This is a genomic window from uncultured Allobosea sp. (assembly GCF_945957345.1).
In the GTDB taxonomy this organism is placed as follows: domain Bacteria; phylum Pseudomonadota; class Alphaproteobacteria; order Rhizobiales; family Beijerinckiaceae; genus Allobosea.
This window is the reverse complement of record NZ_CAMFKW010000042.1, coordinates 13312-40189: the sequence shown is the minus strand read 5'-3', so window position 1 is coordinate 40189 and position 26878 is coordinate 13312. Positions and strand designations below refer to the sequence as shown.

Sequence of the window (26878 nt, the reverse complement as noted above, 5' to 3'; positions counted from 1 at the left end):
GCTCATGCCCAAAGCAGTTGTACTTGGGACTGGAATGGCCGGCTTCGGAGCAGCCCACCGCCTCCAGGCGGAAGGCATCACCCCCGTCATGTATGACAAGAACGCCTATTACGGCGGCCATACCATGTCGTTTCGCCACGAGCCCGGCTTCGTCTTCGATATCGGGCCACATATTTCCTTCACCAAGGACGAACGGATCCAGGATCTGTTCGCCGAGAGCGTCGACCAGCTCTATGAAACCATCCAGATCAACCTGAACAACTATTGGCGGGGCTACTGGCCGCAACATCCCGTGCAGCTTCACCTGCACGGCCTGCCCGAAGACGTGGTCGTCAAGGTGATCGCCGATTTCGTCGAGGAGCGGCAGAAGCCGGAAGGGCCGATCAACAACTACAACGACTGGCTGCTCGCCAGCTTCGGCCCGACCTTCGCGGAACTCTTCCCGAAGCAGTATACGCGCAAATATCACCTCACCACGGCCGAGAACATGAGCACGGACTGGCTGGGGCCGCGCATCTATCGTCCCAGCCTGGAGGAAGTGCTGCGCGGCGCGATTTCGGCTTCGTCGCCGAACATCCACTACATCACGCATTTCCGCTATCCGCAGCAGGGCGGCTTCGTCTCCTACCTGCAGAAATTCGTGCCTTCCGGCGACATCCAGCTGAACCACGAGCTGGTCTCTGTCGATCCGAGAGCGCGCCTGCTGACCTTTTCCAATGGCACGATCTGCAGCTACGACCTCCTGGTTTCATCCGTGCCGCTTCCCGATCTCATCCCGATGATCGTAGGCGCACCGCGCGACGTGCTGGAAGCCGCGCGGAAGCTTGCCTGCTCGTCCTGCGTCCTGGTCAATATCGGCGTGGACCGCGAGGACATTTCCAACGCGCATATGACGTATTTCTACGACGAGGACATCTGCTTCACCCGCCTCGGCTTCCCGCACATGCTGTCCCCGAACAATGCGCCGAAGGGCACCGGCAGCATCCAGGCGGAGGTCTATTTCTCGGACAAGTACAAGCCGTTCGCCGGCCAGCCGAGGGACTGGATCGAACCTGTGATCGCGGACCTGCGCCGCTGCGGGCTGCTGCGCGACAGCGACCGGATTCTCTGCCGCAACGCGATGTATCTGCGCTACGCCAACATCATCTTCGACCTCGATCGTGCCGCGGCGCTCGCGACGGTGCACGGCTATCTCGACGACCTCGGCATCGCCTATTGCGGGCGCTACGGCGATTGGGGGTACATGTGGACGGATGAGAGCTTCAAGAGCGGCGAGAAGGCGGCGGGAGCCGCGCTGACGCGGCTCGCGGCCTCTCAGCTCCGGCAACGGGCACAAGTCGCATGAGCGAGCGGGTCGGCATCGACATCGGCGCTGCCGCGCAAGCCGGCCAGCCTTGGTCGGGCCGACCGGAGAGCGACATGGAGACGGCCAAGGCGGCGCCCGCCAGGCCCGGCCGCATCGCCCTTCTGGCGCATTGCGGCACCGGCAATCTGGGAGACGAGGGCTCGATCGCGGCCGTGCTCGACAATATCACGCGCAGATGGCCCGGGGCCTCCGTCGTCGGCCTGTCGATGGATCCCGAAGACACCACGCGCCGGCACGGCATTCCCGCCTTCGCGATGCGCCAGAGGATTTTCCCGTTCCAGCGGGAATGGTCGTCGACGCCCCGTTCGTCCGAGCCCGTGGGGTTCGCGGAAAAGCTGAAGGCACTGGCCAGGAAGACCGGGCCCCTGTTCCGCATTGGCAATGCCCTGCGCCACGCCCTGTTCGTTCGCCCCAGCCAGCTCGTTCACGAAGTGCTCTTTCTCGGGCGCTCGTTCATCCTGCTCTGCCAGCTCGACATGCTCGTCATCAGCGGCGGCGGCCAGTTGCTCGACTGGGGCGGCCCCTGGGCTTTCCCTTACACATTGTTCAAGTGGCTGCTCCTCGCCAAATGCCTGAACGTGGAATGCATTTTCCTGAACAACGGCGCCGGCCCGCTGGATGCGCCACTGAGCCGCTGGTTCGTCCGGCGCACGCTCGATCTTGCCGACTACGTCTCCCTGCGCGACAGCGCCTCGGGCGACCTGCTGCGGAAGATCGGCTTCCGCGGCAGGATGAAGGTCGTCGCCGATGCCGTCTGGAATCTTCGGCTGCCCGAAAGCGCAACGAAGGTGCCGCAAGACGAGCGGGCAGAGCGCGTTATCGGAATCGCGCCGATGGCCTATGGCGATTCCTCACGACACTGGGTCGACGACAGCCAGATCTATCACCGGTTGATCGACAATCTCGCCGAGTTCTGCGGCCGGATGCTCGAGCGCGGCTACCGGATCAAGCTCTTCAGCAGCGACATCTGGTTCGATTCCCAGGCTATCGCCGATCTCGACGCCGCCATTCGGGCAAAGAACCCCGGACTGGCGCCCGATCGCGTCATGCCGGAAGCGGTTTGCGATATCCCGAGCCTGCTCTCCACCCTGTCCGGCCTGGATTGCTACGTCACCTGCCGCTTTCACGGCGTTGTCTTCGCGTCCCTTCAGAATGTTCCGACCATCGCGTTGTCGCCTCACCCCAAGGTCAGCAACCTCATGGCCGCCCTCGGGTTGTCTGATTATTGCGTGGATATCGCGCGTTGCGATGCGGAGGACCTGACGGCCAGGGCCGACCAGTTGCTTGCCAATGCCGATGCGATCAAAGCGCGCATCAAGCAGAGCGTTTCCGATTTTCAAGAACAGTTGACGGAGCAATTCGACGAATTGTTTCCGAACGATAACGACCTGAACGGCAGAAAACCGAAATAACAGCATGGTGGGGGGCGAAAATGGCCGATAAGATCAACCCGCTGGTCAGCGTTGTCACGCCCGTCTACAACGGCGCCAAGTTCCTGCGCGAATGCATCGAAAGCGTGCTGTCGCAGACCTACCCGAACTTCGAATATATCATCCTCAACAACGCCAGCACCGACGAGACCCTCGCCATCGCCGAGGAGTATCGCCAGCGGGACAGCCGGGTTCGCGTCTTCAGTAACGACGAACTGCTGCCGATCATCGCCAATCACAACAAGGCCTTCGGCCTCATCTCCAGCGAGAGCAAGTACTGCAAAGTCGTCTCCGCGGATGACTGGATCTATCCTGAATGCCTGGAAAGGATGGTCGGGCTTGCCGAGGCACACCCGTCGATCGGCATCGTCGGTGCCTACCAGCTCAGCGGCGGAAACGACATCTGGTATGTCCGGAATGTCGGCCTATCGTATTCGCAGTCCGTGATCTCGGGTCATGACATCTGCCGCGCCCACCTTCTGGGCTTTCAGAGAGTCCTGGGAAACCCGACATCGGTCATGTACCGGGCTGACGCGATCCGAAATACGTCGAATTTCTTCCCAAATCCGACACACGAGGCGGACACCAGCGCCTGCCTCGAGCACCTCAGATACTCCGATTTCGGCTTCGTCCATCAAATACTTTCGCATGAGCGGGTTCACTACAATCGTGTGACGACAATATCCCTCGACAACAATGCCTATGTATCTTCCGAACTCGGAGACTGCCAGGAATATGGCGATTGGTACCTCTCTCAAGCTGAAAAAGAAGGCCGCATCAATCAGCTTCTGGATCAATATTATCGCTATCTTTCGTCGAGCGCCTTGAAATTCAAGAACAAGGATTTCTGGAAATACCACACCGACCGGCTGAACGAACTTGGATACCGGTTCGACAAACTGAAATTCTCCAAGAGCATTTCCGCGAAATTGATCGATTTACTCCTGAATCCGAAATGGGCGATCAGAGCCGCCATCAATCGCGTCCATACGCATTCCATGCTGAGAGGCATGCAAGCACCTCCTAAAAGCTGAAATAAATCTCATACTCGATCGCCGTTAACCGCATCATGAATAAATTCTATCCAGTTCAACCTGAACTATCTCTCTTGGTCATCTGATCGGTAACGCAAATTTTTATCACGATAACACTTCCGTGATGATTAACCATTTGCTAACCAACTTGCTGGGCGAACAATTTTTTGGTACTGTGAGGGTCGCGAGTGCCGGCAGATCGTTTTCATCCCGATCTGATTGTTTACATGTTGCGGGCATAGCAGTGATCGACAGCGCCTTTCCTCATCTTCAGCAAACTCAGGCGAGCGTCTTCGTCGCCAGCGGCTGTGGGCGTGGGCTGCCTAGACGGAATTCGCAGGCGCAAGGCCCAGCTCATGCGCGATGCTGAAGAAAAGCAGAGCCGTTTCCTGCTCTGGACAAAGAACATTCGTGGTCGCGGCTTGATCGAAGACGGCAAATACCTTTTCTGAACTTGGAACAAAATTCACGCAAGGGGCAAAAGATTTCCATGTGGTTCTTGGGCAACGATGAAATTCCACAGGATCCTCGATCTCGGTGGATCCTCTAAACATAGCCAAACAGTTGATTTGATTCGGAGAGGGGGTGGCGTCTATTTGCGTTTCGGGAGAGTTTCATGAAGGAAAACAGGGGCTTCGGCATTGCCATACTGGGGAAATACTCTCTGATGAGAGAGGGTATCACCCGTGTATTGCAAGATAAGGGCTTCCGCACGCTGCCGGCGTTTTCGAACATCGACCAGTTGAAGGCCAAGTCAACGCCCAACAAACTCCTGATCCTGATCGTCCATGCTGGGGACGATTTCGGCCTGATCGTGACCGACATCGAACTCCTGAAGGCGCAGTATCCCGAATCCCATGTCGCCGTCGTGGCTGAGCATTACGGCCTGAGCGAGCCGGCGCTGGCCTTCAAGGCCGGCGCGATCGGCTATCTCGTCAATGCCGTGTCCTGCGATGCCTTCGTCAAGTCGATCGAGCTGCTCATGCTGGGTGAAGCCATCTTTCCCCCGGCATTCCCCTCGCCCGTGCCTCCGCTGAAGCTGCGGCGCCAGAAGGACGCTCCTGCCCCTTCGCAAGACGACGAGGAGAGCGAGGAGGGCTGCGTGGCTGCCGAGAGCACCGCGGCGCCGCTACTGTCTCCCCGCGAGACGGCCATCCTGCTCTGCCTGATCGACGGCAACTCCAACAAATCCATCGCACGCAAGATCGGCATCACCGAGGCGACCGTCAAAGCTCACGTCAAAGCCATCCTGCGGAAAATTCGCGTCCAAAATCGAACACAGGCCGCGATCTGGGGCATGAACAACGCGCTGCTCCTGCAGCCGGCCAACAGCAATTCCCTGCTCAGGGCAGCAGCCAATCCGGAAAATGCCTAGAGGTTGCCAGGGACTGCCAGGCCCGTCGCTTGCCCGCCTCCTTGCGGATCGAGGCCATGCGCGATCGGGGTCTCCGCAACGGCGCCCGGGCCCATGCCCCGGTATATGACTCCCGCACCGGGCTAGCGCAGCCTCCCCATTTGATGAAACTGTCATATGCCGGTTCTAAGGGCTGCCGCGATCGGCCCGAGGGCACATCCGGAGAATGACATGCGCGCGTCTTGCCTGTTGGCGGCTGCCCTGACCACGAGCCTCATGGGCGGCTCTGCGATCGCCCAGACGATCTATCCGATCGACCGGGCCGAGATCCTGGAAGGCTCGCGCTTCGATTTCAAGGTCGAGTTCCCGAACGCGCCGACCTCGGCCGACGTCAATGTCACCATCAACGGCAAGCCCGCCGCCGACGTGCTCGGCCGCCCGACCAATTTCATCCAGAACGAGGAAGGCCAGAAGCACTCGGCCCTGTGGCTGCGCGGCGCCTCGCTGCCGGCCGGCCGCTATGTTGTGGAAGCCACGCAGGGCGGCAACAAGTCTGTCGTGAACTGGGACGTCTTCGCCACGGTCCAGCCGCGCCGGGCCAAGAACGTCATCCTCTTCATCGGCGACGGCATGACGGTCGCCAACCGCACCGCCGCCCGCATCCTTTCCAAGGGCTGGAAGGAAGGCAAATATGACGGCGAGCTCGCCATGGACGACATGTCCAACATGGCGCTGATCTCGACCTCGGGCACCGACTCGATCGTCACCGACAGCGCCAATGCGGCGCATGCCTACACCACCGGCCACAAGTCCTGCGTCAACGCGCTCGGCGTCTACTGCGCCAAGAACGCACTCACCCTCGACCATCCCAAGGTCGAGACCATCGCCGAGCTGGTGAAGCGCAAGACCGGCATGTCGGTCGGCGTCGTCACCAATTCCGAGATCGAGGACGCGACCCCGGCCTCGATGGTCGCCCATACGCGGCGGCGCTCGGACTACAACGACATCGTCGAGATGTTCTATGCCGTGAAGCCCGACGTGATCATGGGCGGCGGCTCGCCGAACTTCCTGAGCAAGGTGACCCCGGGCTCGAAGCGCACCGACGAGCAGGACTTCATCGCCAAGTTCAAGGAGGCCGGCTACACGCTCGCCACCAGCAAGACCGAGATGAACGCCGCCGTCGCCGGTGGCACCAAGAAACTGCTCGGCCTCTACAACACCGGCAATATCGACGGCGCCTTCGACCTGCGTCTGGCCAAGAAGGGCTCGATCTCGAAATTCCCGGACCAGCCGGATGTGGTCGAGCAGACCAAGGCCGCTCTCGACATGCTCAAGGGCAATCCCGAAGGCTTCCTGCTGATGGTCGAATCCGCCCGCATCGACAAGTACAGCCACTCGCTCGACTGGGAGCGCTCGGTCTTCGACACGATCATGCTCGACAACGCCGTCAAGGTCGCCAAGGACTTCGCCGGTGACCGCAACGACACGCTGATCATCGTCGTGCCGGACCACTCCCACCCGATGTCGATCATCGGCACCTATGACGACAGCCGCCCGGGCCAGCTCCTGCGCGACAAGCTCGGCGTCTACGCCGACTCCGTGCCGCCGAACTACGGCCCGCTCGATGCCGAGGGTTATCCCACCGATGTGAACACCTCGCGTCGCCTCGCCGTGGTCTACGGCTCCTATCCCGACACCTGCGACACCGGCCGGCCCGCCATGGATGGCGAGCGCGTCCCGGCCGTGAAGGGCCCGGACGGCAAGACCAACATCGCCAACGAGAAGGACTGCTCGGGCCCGCTGGCGGCGCGCAAGACGGGCAACCTGCCCTTCGACTCCAACAGCGGCGTGCATGCGGCCGACGACGTCATCCTGACCGCGATGGGCCCCGGCGCCGAGCGCTTCCGCGGCCACAAGCCGAACACCTTCGTGTTCCGCGTGATGACCGAAGCTCTGGCGCTCGGCGGCAAGTGAGCCGATGATCGGGGCGACGGAGGCATCGATGCGTCTACGCAGCCCCTTCGCAACCTTGACCCGCCGTGGAGCCGTTCTCGGCCTCGCGGCGGCCAGCCTTTTCGACCGCACCGCCATGGCTGCGGACGCGGAGACCATCGCCTTCGACAGCCTCTACAAATCCTTCGGCGTGCTCGGCTTCGAATTCTCCGACCGGGTGACGGCGTTGCGCGGCCAGGAGGTGCGGATCACCGGCTACATGGCGCCGCCGCTGAAGCCGGAGAGCCATTTCTTCGTCCTGACGCGGGAGCCGCTGGCGATCTGCCCCTTCTGCCAGTCGGATGCCGACTGGCCGGTCGATATCGTCGTCGTATTCATGAAGAACGAGACGGCGATGGTCAGCGCCGGGCGCAAGGTCGTGGTGACCGGCCGGCTCGAAATCGGCTCCGCCACCGATGCCGAGACCGGCTTCGTCAGCCAGATTCGGGTCACGCATGCCACCTTCGCCCTTGCCTGAGGGGCGCACCGAGACGCTCGTCCTCGATCGGCTGGCGCTCGATCGCAGGGATGGCGACGGCCGCTCCTTCAGCATCCTCGCGCTTCCCGCCCTGACGCTCGAACCCGGCACGAGCCTCGGCGTGAGCGGTCCCTCCGGCAGCGGCAAGAGCTCGCTCCTGCATCTCGTCGCAGGCCTGCTCACGCCGAGCGCCGGCCGGGTATCCTGGGGCAAAACCGTGGTCTCCGCACTTGGCGAGAGCGAACGAGACCGCTGGCGGCGGCGCACGCTCGGCTTCGTTTTCCAGGACTTCCATCTCGTTCCTGAACTCGATGTCGCCGCGAATATCGCGCTTCCCGCCAGCTTCTCGTCCTGGCGACTCGATGCGGCTGGAAAGCGCCGCGCGCTCGAGCTTGCAGAGCAGATGGGGCTTGCCGATCCGCGTCGACGGGCCGCTCTTCTGTCGCGCGGCGAGCAGCAGCGCGTCGCCATCGCGCGTGCCCTCTTCGGCGAGCCTGCCCTCCTTCTCGCCGACGAGCCGACGGCGAGCCTTGATGTCGCGCGCGGCGAGGCCATCGGTGCCTTGCTGGTCGAGGCCGCGGCGCGCTGCGGCGCGAGCCTGATCTGCGCCTCGCATGATGCGGCGCTGCTGGCGCGGATGGACCGACGCCTCGACCTGACGCCCGCGCCCGCGAAGCTCGCGTCATGAACCCGTTCCCGATGCTCCTGGCGGATCTGCGCGCGCTGCGCTGGACGGCTCCGGCCATCGTGCTGCTCGTCGCAATCGCGATCGCCAGCGGCATCGCCATCGGTGCGCAGGAAAGGGCGCTACGTCAGGGCTCGGCCCGGGCCGCCGATGATTTCGACTTGATCGTCGGCGCGCCGGGCAGCCAGACGCAACTGGTGATGTCCGCGGTCTATCTGCAGCCGGAGGCCCTTCCCCTGCTCGACGGCCGCATCCTGCAGGCGCTGGCGCAGGATGAGCGCGTTGCCGCCTTCGCCCCCCTTGGATTCGGCGACGTCAGCCGCGGCTATCCGGTGATCGGCACCACCGCTGCCTTCGCCGGGCGCTGGGGCAGGATAGCCGCCAGCGAAGGGCGGCTCTTCGCGGCGGAAGGCGAGGCCGTGATCGGCGCGGACGTCAATTATCGCCTGGGCGACACGATCGCGCCGTCGCACGGCACGGCCGGCAACCAGGGCCGCCATGGCGAGGATAGCGAAGAAGAGCACGCCCATCGTCATGAAGGTCATGGTTACACGGTCGTCGGCCGCTTGCCGAAGCTCGGATCGCCCTGGGACCGCGCCGTCCTGGTCCCGATCGAAAGCGTCTGGGAGATCCACGGCCTCGGCAACGGCCACGCCTCCGAGACGGCGGCGAGCGATGCGCCCTTCTGGCAGGCCGGGACCAACAAGCCCGGCGCTCCGCCGAAACCGCAGGACCGCATCGGCCCGCCCTTCGACGGCAAGCGCGTGCCCGGCGTGCCGGCCATCGTGATCAAGCCGAAGAGCGTCGCTGGCGCCTACACGCTGCGGGCGCAGTACCGGCAGGGCGGAACGATGGCGTTCTTCCCGGCCGAGGTGCTGGTTTCGCTCTATGGCGCGCTCGGCGATATCCGCTCGATCCTGGTCGTCGCTTCGGCCGCCAATACGGTACTGATCCTGCTCAGCGTCGTGCTGCTCCTGATCGCGGTCAACGGCTTGCGGCGGCGGCGCTACGCGACCCTGCGAGCACTGGGCGCGCCGCGCTCCTATGTGCTGCTGGTGACCTGGCTCGGCGCGGCCCTGCTGATCGCAGCCGGTTGCGTGCTCGGGCTCGCCCTCGGACTGGCCGCCACTCATGCGGTGTCGGGGCTGGTTGCGGCGCGCACCGGGCTTGCTCTCGCGCCGAGCGTGGGGATCGGCGAATTGTCCCAGGCAGCGCTGCTGTGCCTGGTGGGCAGCGTTCTGGCCGCCCTCCCCGCCCTGGCTTCCTACCGCGCGCCGGTCCTGTCCGGCCTGCGAGCCGATTGAGCTGCAGCATCAGGCGGCCAGGGCCGCCTCTGCCGGCTCGTAGGGCCGGTGCAGGCTTTCCGCGACCTGCGCATTGGTGATCTGGCCGCGATGGATGTTGAGGCCCGCGGCGAGATGCGGATCGTTGCGGATCGCCTGCAGGCCGCCGGCCGCCAGCACCAGCCCGAAGGGCAAGGTGGCGTTGTTCAGCGCGTAGCTCGATGTCAGCGGCACGGCGCCCGGCATGTTGGCGACGCAGTAATGGATCACGCCGTCGACCTCGAAGGTCGGGTCCGCATGGGTTGTCGGATGGGAGGTTTCGAAGCAGCCGCCCTGGTCGATCGCGACATCGACGAGGACTGCACCGCGCTTCATCCGGGAGAGTTGCGCGCGTGATACGAGGCGCGGTGCTGCCGCGCCCGGGATGAGCACGGCGCCGATCACGACATCGGCCGCGAGGATCTCCTCCTCGATCGCATGGAGGGTCGAGAAACGCGTCCGCGCTCTCCCCGCGAAATGCTCGTCGAGCTGCCTGAGCCGCGGCAGCGAGCGATCGATGATCACGACATCGGCGCCGAGGCCTGCCGCCATGCGCGCGGCATGGGTGCCGACCACGCCGCCGCCGATGATGGCGATCCGCGCCGGCGGCACGCCTGGCACGCCACCGATCAGCACGCCCCGGCCGCCGGCATGGCGCTGGAGGCAGCGTCCCGCAGCCTCGATCGCGAGCCGCCCGGCGACCTCGCTCATCGGGGCCAACAAGGGCAAGCCGCCCGCCTTGTCGGTCACTGTCTCGTAGGCGACCGCCGTGACACCGGATTTGAGCAGCCCCTCCGTCTGCTCCGGATCAGGCGCGAGATGGAGATAGGTGAAGAGGATCTGGCCCTCGCGCAGCTGCGTCCATTCCGAGGGCTGCGGCTCCTTCACCTTCACGATCAGCTCGGCCCTGGCGAAGACCTCCGAGGCGCTCGCGGCGATCTTCGCGCCTGCGGCCTCATAAGCGGCGTCCGGGGCGGAGATGCCGGCGCCGGCGCCGGTCTCGACCAGGATTTCGTGGCCGGCCGCCGCATATTCGCGGACGGCCTCCGGGGTCAGCCCGACCCGATATTCGTGAACCTTGATCTCCCTGGGCACACCGACGCGCATCACTTCCTCCCCGTTATCGTTGGAATATTGCGATCCTGCGCCGGTGCCGGCGCGCTGTCAGGCCTTCGCGTGGATAGCTCTCCAGATTGCCAGCGGCGTCGCCGGCATGTCGATATGGCGCACGCCATGCGGCGCGAGAGCATCGACGATCGCGTTCATCACCGAAGGCAACGAACCGGCGCAGCCGGCCTCGCCGCAGCCCTTGGCGCCGACCGGGTTGGTCCGGGTCGGCACGCCCTCGCTGATGAAGGTGAAGAAGGGGACATCGGACGCGCGCGGCATGGCATAGTCCATGTAGGAACCGGTCCTGAGCTGACCATCCTCGTCATAGGAGGTCATCTCGCAGATGGCCTGGCCGATGCCCTGGACGACGCCGCCATGGAGTTGCCCCTCGACGATCATCGGGTTCACCAGCACGCCGAAATCATTGACCATGACATAGCCGACGATCTCGACATGGCCGGTATCGGGATCGATCTCGACCTCGGCGATATGGCAGCCATTGGGATAGGCCGAGGGGGCGGCCTTGAAGACGTGATCGACATCGAGCGTCCTGGGCAAGTCGTCCGGCAAGGACAGGCCCGCCTGAAGCTTGCGGACGAGCTCCATGATGCCGATCGAGCGATCGGTTCCGGCGATGCCGAAGCGGCCGTCGACGAACTCGATATCGGCGACGGCCGCTTCGAGAACATGCGCGCTCAGGAGCTTGCCCTTCTCGATGACGCGCTCGCTCGCCTCGATGATCGCCGAGCCGCTCGCCATGATCGATTTCGAGCCGCCGGTGCCGCCGCCCGCGATCAGGCGGTCGCTGTCACCCTGCACCAGCTTGATCTTGTCGAAGGGCACGCCGAGCTGGCTGGTCAGAACCTGGGCGAAGGGTGTCCAGTGGCCCTGCCCGTAATCGAGCGTGCCGGTGACGATGGTGACCGTTCCGTCCGCTTCGAAATGGATGCCGCCCATCTCGTTCGTCGGTGGTGCCGTGACCTCGAGATAGCAGCCGATGCCGCGACCGCGCAGCTTGCCGGCCTGGCGGCTGGCGCGCTCGCGCGCCCGGTAGCCCTTCCAGTCGGCCGCCTCCAGTGCCCTTGCGAAGAGCGCCGGGAAATCGCCGCTGTCATAGACGGTCCCGATCGGGGTCTTCCACGGCAATTGCCTGGGTGCGATCAGGTTGCGTTGCCGGATGACGGCGCGGTCGATCCCCATCTCGCGGGCGGCGGTATCGATCAGCCGCTCCATGAAGTAATTACCCTCGGGGCGGCCCGCCCCGCGATACGCAGCGATCGGCACGGTATTGGTAACGGCGCAGCGCGTCTGCACCTCGACCAGCGGCGTGCGGTACATGCCGACGCTGTTCTTGCCGATGTTGAGCGTCGCCATCAGCGGGCCAGGCGGCGAGAGATAGCCACCCATATTGCCGAAGCCGGTGAAGCGCGTGGCGAGGAAGCGGCCACGTGAATCGAGGGCAAGCTCGGCATCGAACACCATGTCGCGGCCATGGTGATCCGAGACGAAGCTCTCGGAGCGCTGGTCGGCCCATTTCACCGGCTTGTTCAGAAGCCGTGCCGCGTGAAGCAACACGACATATTCCGGGAAGACCGCGGATTTCATGCCGAAGGAGCCGCCGACATGGCCAGTGATGAGGTGCATCTTGTCCTGCGGCACCCCCATCGCCGCGGCAAGGTTGTTGCGCATACCGAAGGCGCCCTGGCTGGGGGCATGGAGCGTGTAGCGCTTCGTCTTGCGGTCATAGGTGCCGATCGCGGCGCGCGGCTCGATCGGGTTCACGATGATGCGGTTGTTGACGATCCGCACCTTGGTGACATGCGCGGCCTCTGCAAAAGCCGCCGCGACCTTCTCGGCCTCGCCGAAATGATAGTCGAGGATGAGGTTGCCGGGGACATCGTCGAAGAGCTGCGGGGCATCGGGCGCCAGCGCCGCCTCGGCGGTGGTGACGGCGGGCAGGACGTCGATATCGAGCGAGACCGCCTCGGCGGCATCGCGCGCTTGCTGGGCCGTGCGGGCGACGACCATGGCCATGGGATCGCCGACGAAGCGCACCTTGTCCGCCGTCAGCGCGTGCCGGACCGGCTTCTTCATCGCCGATCCGTCGCGATTCGGCAGGTCCATCACGCATTTCAGCGCGCCATAACCTTGCCCATCGAGGTCGCCGGCCGTGTAGATCGCGACGACGCCCTTCATCGCCTTCGCATCTGTGGTGTCGATGCCGCGGATGACGCCATGCGCATAAGGACTGCGGACGAAGGCGGCATAAAGCTGGCCGTCGAGCGAGAGATCGTCGGTATAGCGCCCCTCGCCGCGCACGAGGGTCGCGTCCTCCTTGCGGGGGGGAGACTGCCCGATTCCGGCAGCGCGTCCTGCCGGGCGATCGGCCTGGGAAACATGCATGTTCATCGCGAGGCACCACAGTCGCATGAAGGCCGAAGCGGTGATCCTGAGCGGATCAGCAAGGAACGCTTCGGCCTTGCTCCGGCCCTGCCCATCTTTCAGAGGGCGGTTCCGGCTGCAACGATCATAGGCATCCTCGCACCGATTGGCGCCTGTGCCCGCGACATAGCTCCCTTGACGGGACGGTAGCTCGACAGGCCCGTCATTCCAGAACCGAATGGAGATCATCCGGACATTTAATTTCATGAAGACAGGCGCGCGGCGTAACGTCGGCGCGCGGCTGCCCGGCCTGGATCGACATGGCCTCTCGCGTGCCGGAAGCCATCGCCTGTTGCCGCGACACCGGGACGAGGCAGCTCGCGAGACGGAACGGGACTGAAGCATGCGCATGCCGGATCGGGAGAAAGACGAGGGCCAGCGTCGGGAGACGACTGCCCGCGCCGCCCAGCCGTCCGGCTTGAGCGGCAGGATCGCCTCGTCCCTGATCCGCTTTCCGAATTACCGGCGGCTGTGGATCTCGAACCTGTTCTTCTTCGCCGGCCTGTGGACGCAGACGCTGGTCCTGGGCTGGCTCGTCTTCGACATCACCCGCTCGGAATTCTCGGTCGCGTTGTTCACGGCGGCGCGCCTGTCGCCCTTGATGCTGGGGCCGCTGAGTGGGGTGCTTTCCGATCGCTTCGACCGCGTCCGCCTGCTGCTGATCGCGGCAGGCTGGGCCTTCGCCACGATGGCGGCCATCGCGACACTGGTTTCGCTCGGGCTCATCACCTATTGGGGTCTGGTCATCGGCGGCTTCTGCATCGGCATGGCGCAATCTCCGTCGCAGCCGGCCCGGTTCGCGCTCGTCTCCGAGCTGGTCGAACGCGACAGCCTCAGCAACGCCAACGCGCTCAATTCCATCGTCATGAACATGACGCAGATCGTCGGCCCGGCGCTGGGCGGGGCGATGATCGCCGCTTTCGGCCCGGCCGTGGCGCTCTGGGTCTCGGCCTTCTGGTATCTGTTCTCCTTCCTCGCGCTCTGGCGCCTGCGCGGCGCCGGACGGCCCGGCGTGCGCCATTCCGGCGAAACGCTCATGGCCTCGCTCACCGGCGGCATGAAGGCGGTCTTCTCGAGCCGGCTCGCCAGCACGGTGCTGCTGACCACCTTCATCTCGAACATCCTGATCTGGCCGCTCCAGGCCGCCTTCATGCCTGTCTTCGCCAAGCTTCATCTCGGCCTCGACGCCACGGGCCTGGGCTGGCTCCTGACCTGCACCGGCATCGGTGGCCTCAGTGGATCGCTGACCATCGCCGCACTCGGCGATTTCCGCTTCAAGGGCGGCATCTTCCTGGCGGGAACGGCATGCTGTGGCCTACTGTGGGCCGCCTTTTCTCTCACGACCTGGCTGCCGCTGTCCTTCGCGATCATCGCGGCGCTGGGCATGTGCGCCGCGCCTTTCGTGGTGATGCAGACGACGCTCCTGCTGATGATGACCGAGCCACGGGTCCAGGGGCGGGTGATGGGCCTGCAGGAACTCACAATCGGCGTGATGCCGCTCGCGACCGTCATCCTCGGCGCGGCCGCACAGCGCTTCGGCGTCGCGACTGTCGCGCTGGTCGACGGGCTCCTGCTCGCCGCCCTCGTCGCCACCCTGGCGATGCGGGTCCCGGAATTGCTGCGCTATAGCGGCCGGCAGGCGTGAGAGCGCAAGGCGCACACAACGTCCATTCTTTACGCACATCTCATAAATTGAACGTATAGGTTGCATAACGCAGAGCAACCACCTCGACCGAGATGGCCACCCTGCTTCGCCGGGGCGCAGGCACCGGGCATGAGGAGGTCGTTGCAATGCCGGATCGGCGCGCTCCAGCCGCGGGGCTTTTCCACCGCCCGAACTCCAAGGTCACGGCCCGATGACGCTGGCCGAACCGGACAGGCGCGCCGATATTCGCCCCCCGCAGCGCGGCACGGTCAGGCCGATCAGGGCTTCGGACGTGCCGGCCGTCGCGCGGTTGTTCCTGAAAGTCTTCAGGCAAGCCGACAAGCCGGCCGGCGCCGACCTCCAGCACTACCTGCGGACGATGCTGCTGGCCTCGCCATCCTATGGCGAGAGCGTGGGCACGCAGGTCTACGAGCAGCAGGACGGGCGAATCCGGAGCGCGCTGCTCGCCGTGCCCATGCGTTTCGTCGCCTGCGGCAATATCGTGCCCGGCCGGTTGCTGGGCGTCTTCATGACCGATGCCGACAGGGAAGCCGTCGGAGCGGCGCAGCTCATCCTCGCGCTGCGGCCAAGGCGCGCCGATTTCGCCTTCTGCGACAGTGCTTCGCCGACGAGCTGCAACCATCTCCTCGCCATCGGCGGCAAGCCGATCGCCCTGCAGAACCTCGAATGGGCCCGCAGCTTCCGACCTTTCGGCGCGCTGGCTGGGCGTTTCGACGCTCGCTTCCTGCGCAGCAAGGTCCCTAGCCTGCCCGTTCTCGCGCGACCGCTCGACGGCCTGCTGCGCCGCCTGCTGCCGCAGCGAGACACCCTCGATCGTGGCGCCTTGCGCGTCGCGGACATGCCCGTCCCCACATTCCTCGTCCATGCCCCCCGGCTCATCGCCCATTACGCGGTGCGTCCGCTCTGGACCGAGGAGGAGCTGTTCTGGCTGGTCTCGCTGGCCGCCCAGAACACCAGGCTCGGGGCCTTCACGATCCGCTCCGTGCTCGACCGCGGCAATGCGATCATCGGCTGCTTCGTCTATTACGCTGCGCCGGGGCGGACCGCGCATGTCCTCAACGTGCTGTCGCTTCCCGGCCGCGAATCCGCGGTGCTCGATGCCATGTTCCGCCATCTCGACGAGACCGGCCATGTCGAGGCGCGGGGACGCGCGCAGGCTGCCCTGATGACCGGGCTCTCACTGCAACGCTGGCTCGTCTTCCGGCACCGGGCCTTCACCGTCGCGCTGACGCGGATCCCCGAGATCAACGAGGCGCTGGCACGCGGCGACATCTATCTCGGCGGGCTTGCCGGCGAGGATTGGAGCCGGCTCCTCTGCGATTTCGACTGAGGCGGATGCGATGACGGTCTCGGTCATCCTCAAGACGCTCAACGAGGAAGCGCGGATCGGCGCCGCCATCGAGAGCGTGCTCGCGGCGCTGGAAGGGATCGGCGGCGAGGTCATCGTGGCCGATGGCGGCTCGCGCGACCGCACGCTGGCCATCGCCACGGCCTATCCCATCTGCGTCGTCCAGCTCGATGCCGCCACCGCTCCAAGCTGCGGCATCGGCCCCCAGCTCGGCTTCCAGTACAGCCGCGCGCCCTTCATCTGCCTTATGGACGGCGATATGCTGCTCGATCCCGGCTTCCTGCCCGAGGCGCACGCCTTCCTCGCCGCTCATCCCAAGGCCGCCGGCGTCACCGGCCATGTCGCGGAGATGAACGATACGAGCCTCGAATATGTCCGGCGCGGGCGGCGCGCCTCGCCGGAGAACCGGACCGGGCCTATCGACCGCATGAATGGCGGCGGGCTCTACCGGCGCGCGGCGATCGAGCAGGCCGGGTATCTCTCGGACCGCAACCTGCACGGCTACGAGGAATTCGATCTCGGCGTGCGCCTGCGAATGCATGGCTGGAGCCTGCATCGGCTCGACCGCCGCTTCGTCCGCCATTTCGGCCACGCGCTCAATGCCTATGCGCTGCTGCTGCGGCGCTGGAAATCGGGCTATCTGCGCGGCATCGGGGAGTTGCTGCGTGCGGCGATGGGCCAACCGCAATGGCGGCAGCTCGTCCAGGATCTGCCCGAGCTGAAGCTCTGGGCCGGCGTCTATGCCTGGCTGGTGCTGATGGTGGCGCTGCCCTTCGTGCTGCCGAGCCCTCTCCTCGGCCTCGCCCTCGACGCCGCGCTGACAACCGGCATCGTCGGCATGATGAGCCTGCGGCAACGGAGTGTCTCGCTCGGGCTCTATGCGGTCGTCGCCTGGCTGTTCCACGCCGCCGCCTTGCCGCTCGGCTTCCTGCAGGCCCGCAAGGCTCCCGACGCCTGGATCGAAAGCCGCGTCGTGAAGGATGCCTCATAGGACGCGACCTGCTTCGGCCTGCGCGCGGCTGCGCCGCACGAGGCGGAGCAGCACGATCCAGGCGATTCCCGCGATGGCGCCCTCGACGAGGTAGAGCGCGACGAAGGTGCCGATCGGTGCCGCGAGCCATGTCGCCGCCGCGATCAAGGCACTGCCCAGCAGATTCGCCCCGTTCAGGATCCAGGCCCTGATATCCTGACGCCCGGACGCTCCGAGCAGGTCGACCGCAACAGCCCAGGCGCCGACGAGGACGATGGTGCCCGACAGGCAACGCACGAAGAAGGAGAGCTCCTGGTATTGCCGCCCGAACAGCGCCGGGAGCTCAGGCGCCAGCAGGAACAGGGTGAGGCAGGTCGTCAGGCCCAGTGCAAGCGCCGCGGCTAGTGCTTGCTTCGTCAGGGGCAAAGCGTGATGCAGGCCGTCACGGCTCGCCCGCGCCAGGCGCGGATAGAGCAGACGGTTGAGGGCATCGATCGCAAGGTAGCTCGCATCCATGATCCGCCGGGCGACACCATAGCTGCCGACCGTCGCCAGCGGTGCGAACAGCCCGATCACCAGCAGGTCGACATTGGCGCGGACGGCCCGTATGGCGAATTGCGAAGCGAACAGGAGGCCGGGCATCAGCTCCTCGCGCAGGACCGCAAGCCGGGGCCGGCCGAGCGGCCGAAGCCAGACGGCGCCGAGCAGCGCGTAAAGCAGGTTCCCGGCGCATTGCCAGAGCGCCCAATCCGCCAGCGTCGAGACCCGGAAGACCAGGCAGGCCAGCGCCGCGACGGCCATGCGCGACAGAGCGAAGCCGACGACCGCGCGATTGGCCTGATGGAACCGGCCGAGACCGAGGAACGCGGTCTCGGCCAGCAGGATCAGCCTGACGACGACGACATTGCCGAAGAGCAGCAGCACCAACGTGCCGGTGCCCACCGAAGGGCCGGAGCCGATCCGGAGCCAGGCCGATAACGCAAGCGCGCCGCCGGATACGAGCACCGTACCCGTGAGAGCGATCAGGCAGAGATTATGGCCGAGCAGGGCGGCGTAGCTTCCCGGTTCGCGCGAGACCCGGCGCAGCAGGCAGTCGGAAGCGCCCAGGCCGCAGAGCTGGACCGCGATGGTGGTGACGGCGGATATCTGGACGAACAGCCCGAACTCGATCGGCCCGAGCGCGCGCGCCAGGATCGCAAAGGTCGCGAGCTGCGAGAACGCAGCCGAAGCCAGCGCGCCGCTCGACATGAGATAGCTGACGAGAGCCGGGCGAATGCGCTGTAACCGCTCGTTCGCGGCAATTCCGGCCATCGTCAGCGTCGCCCAAGTTAAGGTTAACGTTTAATTGAAAACCCTACCATAGGTTGTATTTTCTTATCAGAAAAGGATTACTTCAATCTGAAGATGTGATTTTGCAGAGAACGCAAGTCCGGGAGGACCTATGCTCAACATGGTCGCCGCCAACCTTGCCCGCCCGCCCGGCGCGGCGCTGAGCCCGGCAAGCCGCAAAGCCAACTCCCCCTCTCACTGACGCAGGCCGCCATGTACGTCACGACCGAAACCAGCCCGATGCCGGGCGGGAACGATGCCGCTTATCGGCGCGCCGTCGAAAGGCCTCTCCCGCCGGCTCCCACCATCAGCCCGACGCGGGTCCTGTGCTGGCTCCTGGGCGGCTGGCCCTGGCTGGCGATCGCGGCCTTGTCCGGCGCCGTCGCGGCCGTCGGCGCCGGACAATTCGCCACGCCGCGCTTCACTGCGACGACGGAGCTGACGATCGCGCCGTCCAACCTGCTGATCGCCCCGAACGACCTCTACGCGACCAATATCCAGAGCGACAGCCAGATCCTGGATGTCGAGAGCAAGATGCGGATGATCGCCTCCGGCAATGTTATCAGGCGGGTCGTCGAGGAGCTCGATCTCAGGAACGATCCCGAATTCGCGCCCAGCCCCTGGCTGCCGAACTTCCTGCGGGCTTCAGGCCAGCCTCCTGAAACGACCGAGCTTGCCCGCACCGTCGCTCGGCGCGTGACCGTGACCCGGCAGGAGCGCTCCTATGTCGTATCCGTGTCGGCCTGGGCCAGCGATGCGTCCCTCTCGGCCCGGCTGACCAACGCCATCGTCGAAACCTTCCGCGCCGAGATCGTGCGGGCCGATGCCGAGCGGGTCGGGCGCGCCGCGCAGGGACTGGCCGCCCGCCTCGACGAGATCAAGGCGGCCGCGACCGAGGCCGAAGACCGCGTCGACGCGTTCCGCCGGGCGCATGGCCTGCAGCAGGGCCTGTCGAAGCAACCGCTGAGCTCGGAAGCGCTGGAGCGGATGAGTGCCAAGCTGACGGATGCCAAGGCACGCCTCGCCGAGGCGGAGGCGCGCTACAACGAGGTGTCGCGCTCGGTCTCGACGCAGGGCGTACAGGGCGGCGCCGTCCAGTCGCAGACGCTCGCCGGATTGCTCGCCGACGAGGCGGGCCTGCGCCGGCAGGTCGCGGTGCTCTCCAAGACGCTCGGCCCGCGCCACCCATCGCTCGCGAACGTGCTCGCGGAAGCCGACGCTCTGGCGAAGGCGATCAAATCCGAGACCGAGCGCCTGCGCCGCGCCGCCCGCATCGAGGTCGACCAGGCCAGGCGCGCGCTCGACACGCTGAACGGCGAGACGAAGGCGCTGCGCGGCCATGTCTCGGTCGACGACCAGGCGCTGGTCAGGCTGCGCGAACTCGAGCGCGAGGCCAGCGCCCGAACCGGGCTCTACCAGACCTTCCTGACGCGGGCCGGCGAGACGGCGCAGCGCCAGCAGATCGACGCGACGGATGTGCGGGTGATCACGCCGGCCACCGCGCCCCTGCGGCCGAGCTGGCCGCCCCGCCCGATCGTCGCAGCCGGGGCCGGCCTGGTGCTCGGCCTGCTCATCGCCACGGGCGCGCTCACCGGGCTCGGCTATCTCCGCGCCGTTCGCAGGAGCGCAACGCCATGATGGACCTTGCGCAACCGCGCCCTGCCGCCGGCATCGCCGCGCCCCTGCTCTTCACCGCGACGCTGCTGTTTTACCTGGTCACGCTGACGCCGTTCATCGATCTCTCGGCCATCGGCACCGGCGATGCTGCGACGACCAGGTCGAGCGCGCTCAACCAGATCGTCTATCTCGGGCTGACCGCGGCTCTGTGGTTTACCGTCTTCCGGTCGAGCGCGCGCCATCTGGCCGCCCGGCCGCGCGGCATCCTGATCGTGATGCTGGTCTGGTTCGGCTTCGCCTCGGCGCTCTCGGCGCAGCCCGATCTCGCGCTCAAGCGCGTCTTGCTGGCGATGCTGACGATCGTGAACGGCAGCGCCCTGCTCCTGCTGCCGCGCTCCGAGCGCCAGTTCGCCGGCATGCTCGCGCTCTGCTGCTTCGGGGCGCTGGCGCTTGCCTATCTCGGCGTGGCCCTGCTGCCGCATCTCGCGATCCATCAGGCCAGCGAGGTCCGCGAGCCGATGAATGCGGGCTTCTGGCGCGGCCATTTCGCCCATAAGAACGTCGCCGCCGCGGCAATGGTGGTGATCAGCTTCGTCGGTCTCTACCTGTTCGGCACGGGCCGGCGCCTCCTCGGCGGACTGATGGTGCTGGCGGCTACCCTGTTCCTCGCCCAGACCGGCGGGAAATCGGCGATCGCGGCCCTGCCCGGCATCCTCGCCATCGCCTGGGTCTTCGAGCGCTGGCGCACCATCCGGATTCCGCTGGTCGTGCTCGGGATCGCCGCCTTCAACATCCTGACGATCGGCTGCGCGATGTCGCCGACCATGCGCGGCCTCGTCGCCGGGCTCGGCATCGACCCGACCTTCACCAACCGCATCGACATCTGGAAGATCGGCGCCACCGCCGCCCTCGACCAGCCGCTGGCGGGCCATGGCTTCCAATTGTTCTGGCAGACCGACGCGATGGTCCACAAGGGCGGCGCTGCGGCGGGCTGGGCCTACGCTGCCTTCAACGGCCACAACGCCTATCTCGACATGGCGATCACCACCGGGCTGCCCGGCCTCGTCCTGACGCTCATCCTGATCGTCTGGCTGCCGCTGCGCGACATCAACCGGGCAGAGGCGACCGCCAACGACCCCGCGTTGACCCGCCTGTTCGTGCGGATCTGGCTCTACGGAATCCTCGCGGCCTGCGTCGAGAGCCTGTTCTTCCAGTCGGGCAGCCTGATCTGGTTCATGCTGGTCGTCGCGATCTTCGGCCTGCATCTCCAGGCCAACGCGCATGAAATCCGCGAGCCGGCAAACCATTCCAGCGAAATGGAGCCGGCCCATGCCTGATCCATTCGGAATTCCAGCCTCGCGGGCAAGCCTCGCCCGCCTGTCGACGCGGTTCGACCAGTTCGCCGGCCGCATGGAGAACCGGCTGATCCGCGCCGTCCCGCGCGCGACCATGGAGGTTCCCACGCAGGAGCCGATCGTCTCCTTCACCTTCGACGACGTGCCGGATTCCGCCCTCGATGTCGGCGCTGCGGTCCTCGAAGCCAACCGCGCCCGCGGCACCTTCTATATTTCGGGCGGGCTGGAGGGGCAGGTCGAGCCCGGCCGCACCTTGATCGACCGGGCCGGCTGCCGGGAGCTCGCCGCGCGAGGCCACGAGATCGGCTGCCACAGCTTCGGGCATCACGATGTCAGGCAGGTCGACGGCCCCACCCTGACTGACGACCTCGCCCGCAATGCCGCTTATCTCGACGCGATCGATCCGCGGCCCGCACCGCGTAATTTCGCCTATCCCTACAATAGCGGCTCCTTCGGCAAGCGCGCCCTTCTCACCCGTGCCTTCCGCAGTTGCCGGGCCGGCGGCGAAGGGATCAATCGCGGCCCAACCGACCCGGCCTTCCTGCGGGCGGTCGAGATCCGCCAGCCGCAGCAGCATGTGCTCGGGCTCGCCCGCTGGATCGACGCGCTCGTCACCGATCCCGGCTGGCTGATCTTCTTCACGCATGACGTCTCGCCGCGGCCGACGCCGCATGGCTGCACGGCGCCCAGCTTCCACCTGCTGGTCGGCTATGCGGTCGCGCGCGGCTGCCGGGTCCTGACCGTGGATGCGGCGCTCGACCATATGGGCCTCAGGCCGACAGGCTCGGGGGGGCAGCGGCGATGACGCACACCCGGCGGCTGCTCGCCATCAACAACTACTTCTATCGCCGCGGCGGCGCCGAGAGCGTCTTTCTCGACCATATCGACCTGTTCACCGCCGCCGGCTGGGACGTGGTGCCCTTCGCCATGCAGCACCCCGCCAACCTGCCGAGCCCGTGGTCCGGGCATTTCGTGTCCGAGATCGAGTTCGGGCGGGCAAGCGGGCATCTGACCAAGGCGCGGCAGGCCGCCAAGATCGTCTTTTCGCTGGAGGCGCGCCGGAAGGTCCGCGCGCTGATCGGGCGGGCGCGGCCGGATGTGGCGCATGCCCACAATGTCTACCACCATATCTCGCCGTCGATCTTCAGCGCCCTCAAGGCCGAAGGCGTGCCGCTGGTGATGACGGCGCATGACCTGAAAGTGGCATGCCCGGCCTACAAGATGCTGAGCCGGGGCAGCGTCTGCGAGCGCTGCCGGGGTGGGCGCATCCACAACGTCCTGCTGCGCCGCTGCGTCAAGGATTCCGCTGCGGTGAGCGGCCTCGTCCTGATGGAGACACTGGTCCATCGCAGCCTCGGGCTCTATCGCGACACGCTCGACCGCCTGATCGCGCCGAGCCGCTTCTATCGCGACAAGCTCGTCGCCTGGGGCTGGGATGCCGATCGCATCGCCCATATCCCGAACTGCATCGATACGAGCGCCTATACGTCCGCAGCCGGCGAAGGCGACTACTTCGTTTATGCCGGGCGGCTCGCACCGGAGAAGGGACTAGCCACGCTGCTGCGCGCCGCCGCGCTGGCGCGCCAGAAGCTCGTCCTCGCCGGCAGCGGCCCGGAAGAGGAGCGCCTGCGCCGGCTCGCGGAGAATTTCGGCACCGATGTCGTCTTTGCCGGCCATCTCGACAAGCCGGCCCTGCAGCGCCTGATCGGGGAATCGCTGGCGCTGGTCCTGCCTTCCGAATGGTACGAGAACGCGCCGATCAGCTTGCTCGAGGCCTATGCGCTCGGACGGCCCGTCATCGGCGCCCGGATCGGCGGCATACCCGAGCTGATCGCCGATGGCGAGACCGGCCTCCTGGTCGAATCCGGCAACGCCGCTGCGCTTGCCGAGGCGATGGCCGCGCTCGCCGCGCACTCCCCCTCCGCACGGGCCGGAATGGGCGCCAGCGGCCGCGACTGGGTCGGCCGCGAGTTTTCGCCCGATCGATACCGCGAACGTACCCTCACCCTGTACGAGGCGATCTGCTGATGTACACCTTGATCCCACCGATCGGCGCCAGGCTGCCCGAACGAAAGATCGTCTTCGTCGGCCTGCGCGGCGTCCCCGAAATCCAGGGCGGCGTCGAGACCCATGTCGCGGCGATCTCGGCGCGCCTGGTCGAGCGTGGCTGGCGGGTCGAGGTGCTCGGGCGCGCGCCCTATCTCGCGTCCCAGCGGCCCTATACCTGGAAAGGCGTCACCGTCACCCCGGTCTGGGCGCCGCGCTCGCGCAGCTTCGAGGCCTTGCTGCACACGATGCTGGGCCTGTTCGTCGCGGCCCGCGGCAATCCGGACCTCGTGCATATCCATGCGATCGGGCCGGCGCTGCTGACGCCGCTCGCGCGCCTGCTAGGCCTGCACGTCGTGGTGACGCATCACGGCTTCGACTACGAGCGCCAGAAATGGGGACCAGTCGCGAAATCCATCCTGCGCACCGGCGAGGCGATGGGTATGCTGTTCTCGCATGCAAATATCGGCGTCTCCAAAGCGATCGTCGAGGCTGTCCGGCGCAAGTTCAGCGTCGGCGCGACCTTCATCCCGAACGGCGTCGAGAGCCCCGTGCAGACCGATCCCGACACGTCCTATCTCGATCGCATCCGGGTCCGGCCGCAGCGCTACATCCTGTCCGTTGGCAGGATCGTCGAGGAGAAGCGGCATCTCGACCTGATCGAGGCCTTCGCGCGCCTCGCCGATCCCGGCCTCAGGCTCGTCATCGCCGGCGCCGCCGATCACGCCGGCCCCTATCAGCGCGCGGTCGAGGCGGCGGCTTCAGCGACGCCCGGCGTGGTGATGGCCGGCTTCCAGCGCGGCGAAGCCCTCTGCCAGCTCTACCGGCATGCCGCTCTGTTCGTGCTGCCTTCGAGCCATGAAGGCATGCCGATGGTGCTGCTCGAAGCGCTCAGCTACGGCGTGCCCAGCCTCGCCAGCGATATCGACGCCAACCTCGCCGTGGATCTCGGGCCGGACAGTTATTTCCCGCTGGGCGCGGTGGACCGGCTGGCGGAGGCGATCGCGACGAAACTCGCCGCGCCCGCCCCGGCCGAAGGCGCCGCCCGCGCGGCGCAGGTGCTCGATTCCTTCGGCTGGGGCGCGATCGTCGATCGCACCATGGATGTCTACGAGAGCGCGCTACTCGACTGGCGGCGTGGGCCTGTCCGCCAGCGCAGCGCCCGCCCGGCAAAACATGTCGAACTGGGAGGCTGATGGTGAAAACCGCGTTGCGCAATCTCGAAATGACCGTGCTCGGCCTCGGCTTCCTCGGTCTGGCCTGGGGCAAGAGCAGGCTCAACGGCTACAGCACGCCCAACACCGTGGCGAAATCCGATCCCGACGGGCAGATCGCCTATCTCCTCGACATCTTCGCCTCGCTGCGTCGCTTCATGCCACCGGGCTTCGATGTTCGGGGACGGGACGTGCTGGAGCTCAGCCCCGGCGCCTCGCGCGGAAACGGCGTGCTCTTCTTAGCGCTGGGCGCCCGCTCCTATCATGCGATCGACGTGTTCGACCTCGCCGGGGGCGAGGACCCCGCCTTCTACCAGCGGCTGCTGGCGCGTTTCCCGGAGGGCAATGCATTCGGCCGGGCGCGCGCATCGGCGCTTGCCGGCGCGGCGAGCCCCCGCGCTTTCGGCTATGCGGTCGGCCGGGATTTCGACATCCCGCGCCTGTCCGAAGGGCGGCAATTCGACCTGATCGTGAGCTGCGCGGCCTTCGAGCATTATGACGATCCGGCGAGCGCCATCGCCGCGATGACGCAAGTCGCGCGACCCGGCTGCGAAGCGGTCCATATCATCGACCTGCAGACCCATTCGCGCTGGATCCGGGAACAGGACCCCAACAACATCTATCGCTATCCGGCACCGCTCTACCGGCTCTTCGCCTTTCCCGGCCAGCCGAACCGGCTGCGCCCCGCCGATTACATGAGCAGTTTCGAGACCGAAGGCTGGAGCGATGTCCGCTTCGTGCCGTCGCGGACCGTCGACCCCGCTCTGCGCGAAGCCTCGCTCAGCGGGCTGTCCGCGCCCTTCGCGGGCCGCGACGACATGATCATTCTCGATGGCGCGCTGACGGCGCGTTATCCGGGCAAGGCTGGTTGGCCGGGGGCCTCGACATGACGAGCCGCCGCTCCGTCCTTGCCGGGCTGACCGGCCTCGCCGCGCTCGGGCCTGCACAGGCCGCAAGCGGAGCCGGCAGCGATATCCCGCTGTTCCGCCGCGGCATCGGCGTCTCGCATGCCCTGGGCTGGGCCGAAGTTCGCGCGGATGGCAGCTATGGCGATGCGCCCTTCTCGGCGCCGCGCTTCCGCTTCGATGCGGCGCAGCGGCAGGCTATCCGTGCCGCCGGCTTCGATTTCGTGCGGCTTGCCGTCGATGTCGGGCCTTTCCTCACCTTCCAAGGGACAGCGCGTGACCGGGTCGATGCATTGCTCATCGGCACGGCTCGCGATCTGCTCGATGCCGATCTTGGCGTGATCGTCGATCTGCATCCGAGCGCGATGAATCCGGCCTATCGGCCGGCCGCCTTGACCGCAGGTGTCGATGCGCCGGAATTCCGTGCCGTGCTTGCCCTGCAGCAACGCCTGGCCGACCTTCTCGAAACGCTTGCCGAGAGCAGGGCGAGCACCGGGCATCCCAGGCTCGCCTTCGAGCTGATGAATGAGCCGGAGGTGTCGCAGGCGATGTGGCAACCCATGCTCGAAGCCTGCTACCGGGCCGCCCGGACAGGCTCAGCCAGGCTGCCGCTCGTATTGGGCGGCGGGTCGATGAACGCAGCGTCCGCGCTGACCGCACTCGACACGCGGCCCTTCGCGGGCGATAGCCGCCTTATCTACACCTATCACGACTACGCACCCTGGCAGTTCACCCATCAGGGCGTGCGCGGCAGCCCGGCCCATGCGCTCGATGCGATTCCTTATCCGGCGCCTCCCTCGACCGATGCGATGGTGGCCGCAACCCGGCAGCGCATTGCCGGCCTCGCTCTCGACGGCTCCGCGCTTGAGCAGGCGCTCACTGCGAAACGATCCCTCGCACGCTATGGCGGCTTCGATCGATCGAGCCTTGAGAAGACTTTTCGGCGGGTGAACGACTGGCGCATCGCGCAGCACCTGCCTGCCCATGCCGTCCTGCTCGGCGAGTTCGGCGTCCACCGCACGCCCTATATGGATACGCCCGAAGGTGCCGCCGCCCGCGAGCACTGGCTGCGCGACATGCGCGAGCTGGCCGAAGCGCAAGGCTTCGCCTGGGCTGCGTGGACCTATGCGGGAACCGGCGGCTTCGCACTCGCCGAGAATGAGACCGGGCCGGGCTTCGATCGCGCAACACTGCGCGCACTCGGCCTGCGATGAG

The 26878-nt window shown here is 66.3% G+C and carries 21 protein-coding genes; 18 read left to right on the top strand and 3 right to left on the bottom strand.

The window, feature by feature from the left end; genetic code table 11:
• Window positions 1-4: 4 nt before the first annotated feature.
• From Q0Q36_RS18900 to Q0Q36_RS18865, 8 genes are all read left to right on the top strand, one after another.
• The gene (locus Q0Q36_RS18900; protein WP_293800325.1) at window positions 5-1345 is read left to right on the top strand and encodes an NAD(P)-binding protein; all 1341 of its coding nucleotides are present in this window, start codon (window positions 5-7) and stop codon (window positions 1343-1345) included.
• The gene (locus Q0Q36_RS18895) at window positions 1342-2778 is read left to right on the top strand and encodes a polysaccharide pyruvyl transferase family protein (protein WP_367187185.1); all 1437 of its coding nucleotides are present in this window, start codon (window positions 1342-1344) and stop codon (window positions 2776-2778) included. Before Q0Q36_RS18900 ends, Q0Q36_RS18895 begins: the two co-directional genes overlap by 4 nt.
• A gap of 20 nt (window positions 2779-2798) precedes the next feature.
• Complete coding sequence (locus tag Q0Q36_RS18890; RefSeq protein ID WP_293800323.1) at window positions 2799-3830, top strand: glycosyltransferase family 2 protein; 1032 nt, start codon at window positions 2799-2801, stop codon at window positions 3828-3830.
• Window positions 3831-4446: 616 nt separating this feature from the next.
• On the top strand, window positions 4447-5205 hold the full coding sequence (locus Q0Q36_RS18885) for a response regulator transcription factor (protein ID WP_293800321.1): 759 nt from the start codon (window positions 4447-4449) through the stop codon (window positions 5203-5205).
• A gap of 210 nt (window positions 5206-5415) precedes the next feature.
• Window positions 5416-7158 carry an alkaline phosphatase gene (locus Q0Q36_RS18880; protein ID WP_293800319.1) on the top strand — a complete coding sequence of 581 codons (1743 nt, stop codon included), beginning with the start codon at window positions 5416-5418 and terminating at the stop codon, window positions 7156-7158.
• Window positions 7159-7186: 28 nt separating this feature from the next.
• Entirely contained in the window at window positions 7187-7654 is a 468-nt protein-coding gene (locus Q0Q36_RS18875) for a hypothetical protein (RefSeq protein ID WP_293800317.1), read from the top strand.
• The gene (locus Q0Q36_RS18870) at window positions 7632-8342 is read left to right on the top strand and encodes an ABC transporter ATP-binding protein (protein WP_293800316.1); all 711 of its coding nucleotides are present in this window, start codon (window positions 7632-7634) and stop codon (window positions 8340-8342) included. Before Q0Q36_RS18875 ends, Q0Q36_RS18870 begins: the two co-directional genes overlap by 23 nt.
• On the top strand, window positions 8339-9643 hold the full coding sequence (locus Q0Q36_RS18865; RefSeq protein WP_293800314.1) for an ABC transporter permease: 1305 nt from the start codon (window positions 8339-8341) through the stop codon (window positions 9641-9643). Before Q0Q36_RS18870 ends, Q0Q36_RS18865 begins: the two co-directional genes overlap by 4 nt.
• A 9-nt stretch (window positions 9644-9652) precedes the next feature.
• On the opposite strand, the gene ald is transcribed toward Q0Q36_RS18865, so the two are convergent.
• Complete coding sequence (gene ald, locus Q0Q36_RS18860) at window positions 9653-10768, bottom strand: alanine dehydrogenase (protein ID WP_293800312.1); 1116 nt, start codon at window positions 10766-10768, stop codon at window positions 9653-9655.
• Window positions 10769-10825: 57 nt separating this feature from the next.
• Window positions 10826-13174 carry a xanthine dehydrogenase family protein molybdopterin-binding subunit gene (locus Q0Q36_RS18855; protein WP_293800310.1) on the bottom strand — a complete coding sequence of 783 codons (2349 nt, stop codon included), beginning with the start codon at window positions 13172-13174 and terminating at the stop codon, window positions 10826-10828.
• 382 nt (window positions 13175-13556) lie between these two features.
• Between Q0Q36_RS18855 and Q0Q36_RS18850 the strand changes: the two genes are divergently transcribed.
• From Q0Q36_RS18850 to Q0Q36_RS18840, 3 genes are all read left to right on the top strand, one after another.
• Window positions 13557-14858, top strand: coding sequence for an MFS transporter (locus Q0Q36_RS18850; protein WP_293800308.1), 1302 nt, complete (start codon window positions 13557-13559; stop codon window positions 14856-14858).
• A gap of 211 nt (window positions 14859-15069) precedes the next feature.
• Window positions 15070-16209 (top strand): GNAT family N-acetyltransferase, encoded by a 1140-nt coding sequence (locus Q0Q36_RS18845; protein ID WP_293800306.1) that lies wholly within the window; start codon window positions 15070-15072, stop codon window positions 16207-16209.
• A 10-nt stretch (window positions 16210-16219) separates the two neighbouring features.
• On the top strand, window positions 16220-17218 hold the full coding sequence (locus Q0Q36_RS18840; protein WP_293800304.1) for a glycosyltransferase: 999 nt from the start codon (window positions 16220-16222) through the stop codon (window positions 17216-17218).
• Here Q0Q36_RS18840 and Q0Q36_RS18835 read toward each other — a convergent pair.
• The gene (locus tag Q0Q36_RS18835) at window positions 17213-18508 is read right to left on the bottom strand and encodes a lipopolysaccharide biosynthesis protein (protein ID WP_293800302.1); all 1296 of its coding nucleotides are present in this window, start codon (window positions 18506-18508) and stop codon (window positions 17213-17215) included. The genes Q0Q36_RS18840 and Q0Q36_RS18835 overlap by 6 nt on opposite strands.
• A gap of 231 nt (window positions 18509-18739) precedes the next feature.
• On the opposite strand from Q0Q36_RS18835, the gene Q0Q36_RS18830 reads away from it, so the two are divergent.
• Genes Q0Q36_RS18830 through Q0Q36_RS18800 form a run of 7 tightly spaced genes read left to right on the top strand, consistent with a single transcriptional unit; the run spans window position 18740 to window position 26877 of the window.
• On the top strand, window positions 18740-20164 hold the full coding sequence (locus Q0Q36_RS18830; protein WP_293800300.1) for a GumC family protein: 1425 nt from the start codon (window positions 18740-18742) through the stop codon (window positions 20162-20164).
• Window positions 20161-21480 carry an O-antigen ligase gene (locus Q0Q36_RS18825; RefSeq protein WP_293800298.1) on the top strand — a complete coding sequence of 440 codons (1320 nt, stop codon included), beginning with the start codon at window positions 20161-20163 and terminating at the stop codon, window positions 21478-21480. Before Q0Q36_RS18830 ends, Q0Q36_RS18825 begins: the two co-directional genes overlap by 4 nt.
• Window positions 21473-22303, top strand: a complete 831-nt coding sequence (locus tag Q0Q36_RS18820) for a polysaccharide deacetylase family protein (RefSeq protein WP_293800296.1) — start codon at window positions 21473-21475, stop codon at window positions 22301-22303. The genes Q0Q36_RS18825 and Q0Q36_RS18820 overlap by 8 nt, the downstream gene beginning before the upstream one ends.
• Window positions 22300-23526 carry a glycosyltransferase family 4 protein gene (locus tag Q0Q36_RS18815; protein ID WP_293800294.1) on the top strand — a complete coding sequence of 409 codons (1227 nt, stop codon included), beginning with the start codon at window positions 22300-22302 and terminating at the stop codon, window positions 23524-23526. The genes Q0Q36_RS18820 and Q0Q36_RS18815 overlap by 4 nt, the downstream gene beginning before the upstream one ends.
• Window positions 23526-24740: a glycosyltransferase family 4 protein gene (locus Q0Q36_RS18810; RefSeq protein ID WP_293800292.1), complete on the top strand. Its 1215-nt coding sequence runs from the start codon at window positions 23526-23528 to the stop codon at window positions 24738-24740. The genes Q0Q36_RS18815 and Q0Q36_RS18810 overlap by 1 nt, the downstream gene beginning before the upstream one ends.
• Window positions 24740-25648: a methyltransferase domain-containing protein gene (locus tag Q0Q36_RS18805; protein ID WP_293800290.1), complete on the top strand. Its 909-nt coding sequence runs from the start codon at window positions 24740-24742 to the stop codon at window positions 25646-25648. The genes Q0Q36_RS18810 and Q0Q36_RS18805 overlap by 1 nt, the downstream gene beginning before the upstream one ends.
• On the top strand, window positions 25645-26877 hold the full coding sequence (locus Q0Q36_RS18800) for a cellulase family glycosylhydrolase (RefSeq protein WP_293800288.1): 1233 nt from the start codon (window positions 25645-25647) through the stop codon (window positions 26875-26877). The genes Q0Q36_RS18805 and Q0Q36_RS18800 overlap by 4 nt, the downstream gene beginning before the upstream one ends.
• Window position 26878: the final 1 nt, after the last annotated feature.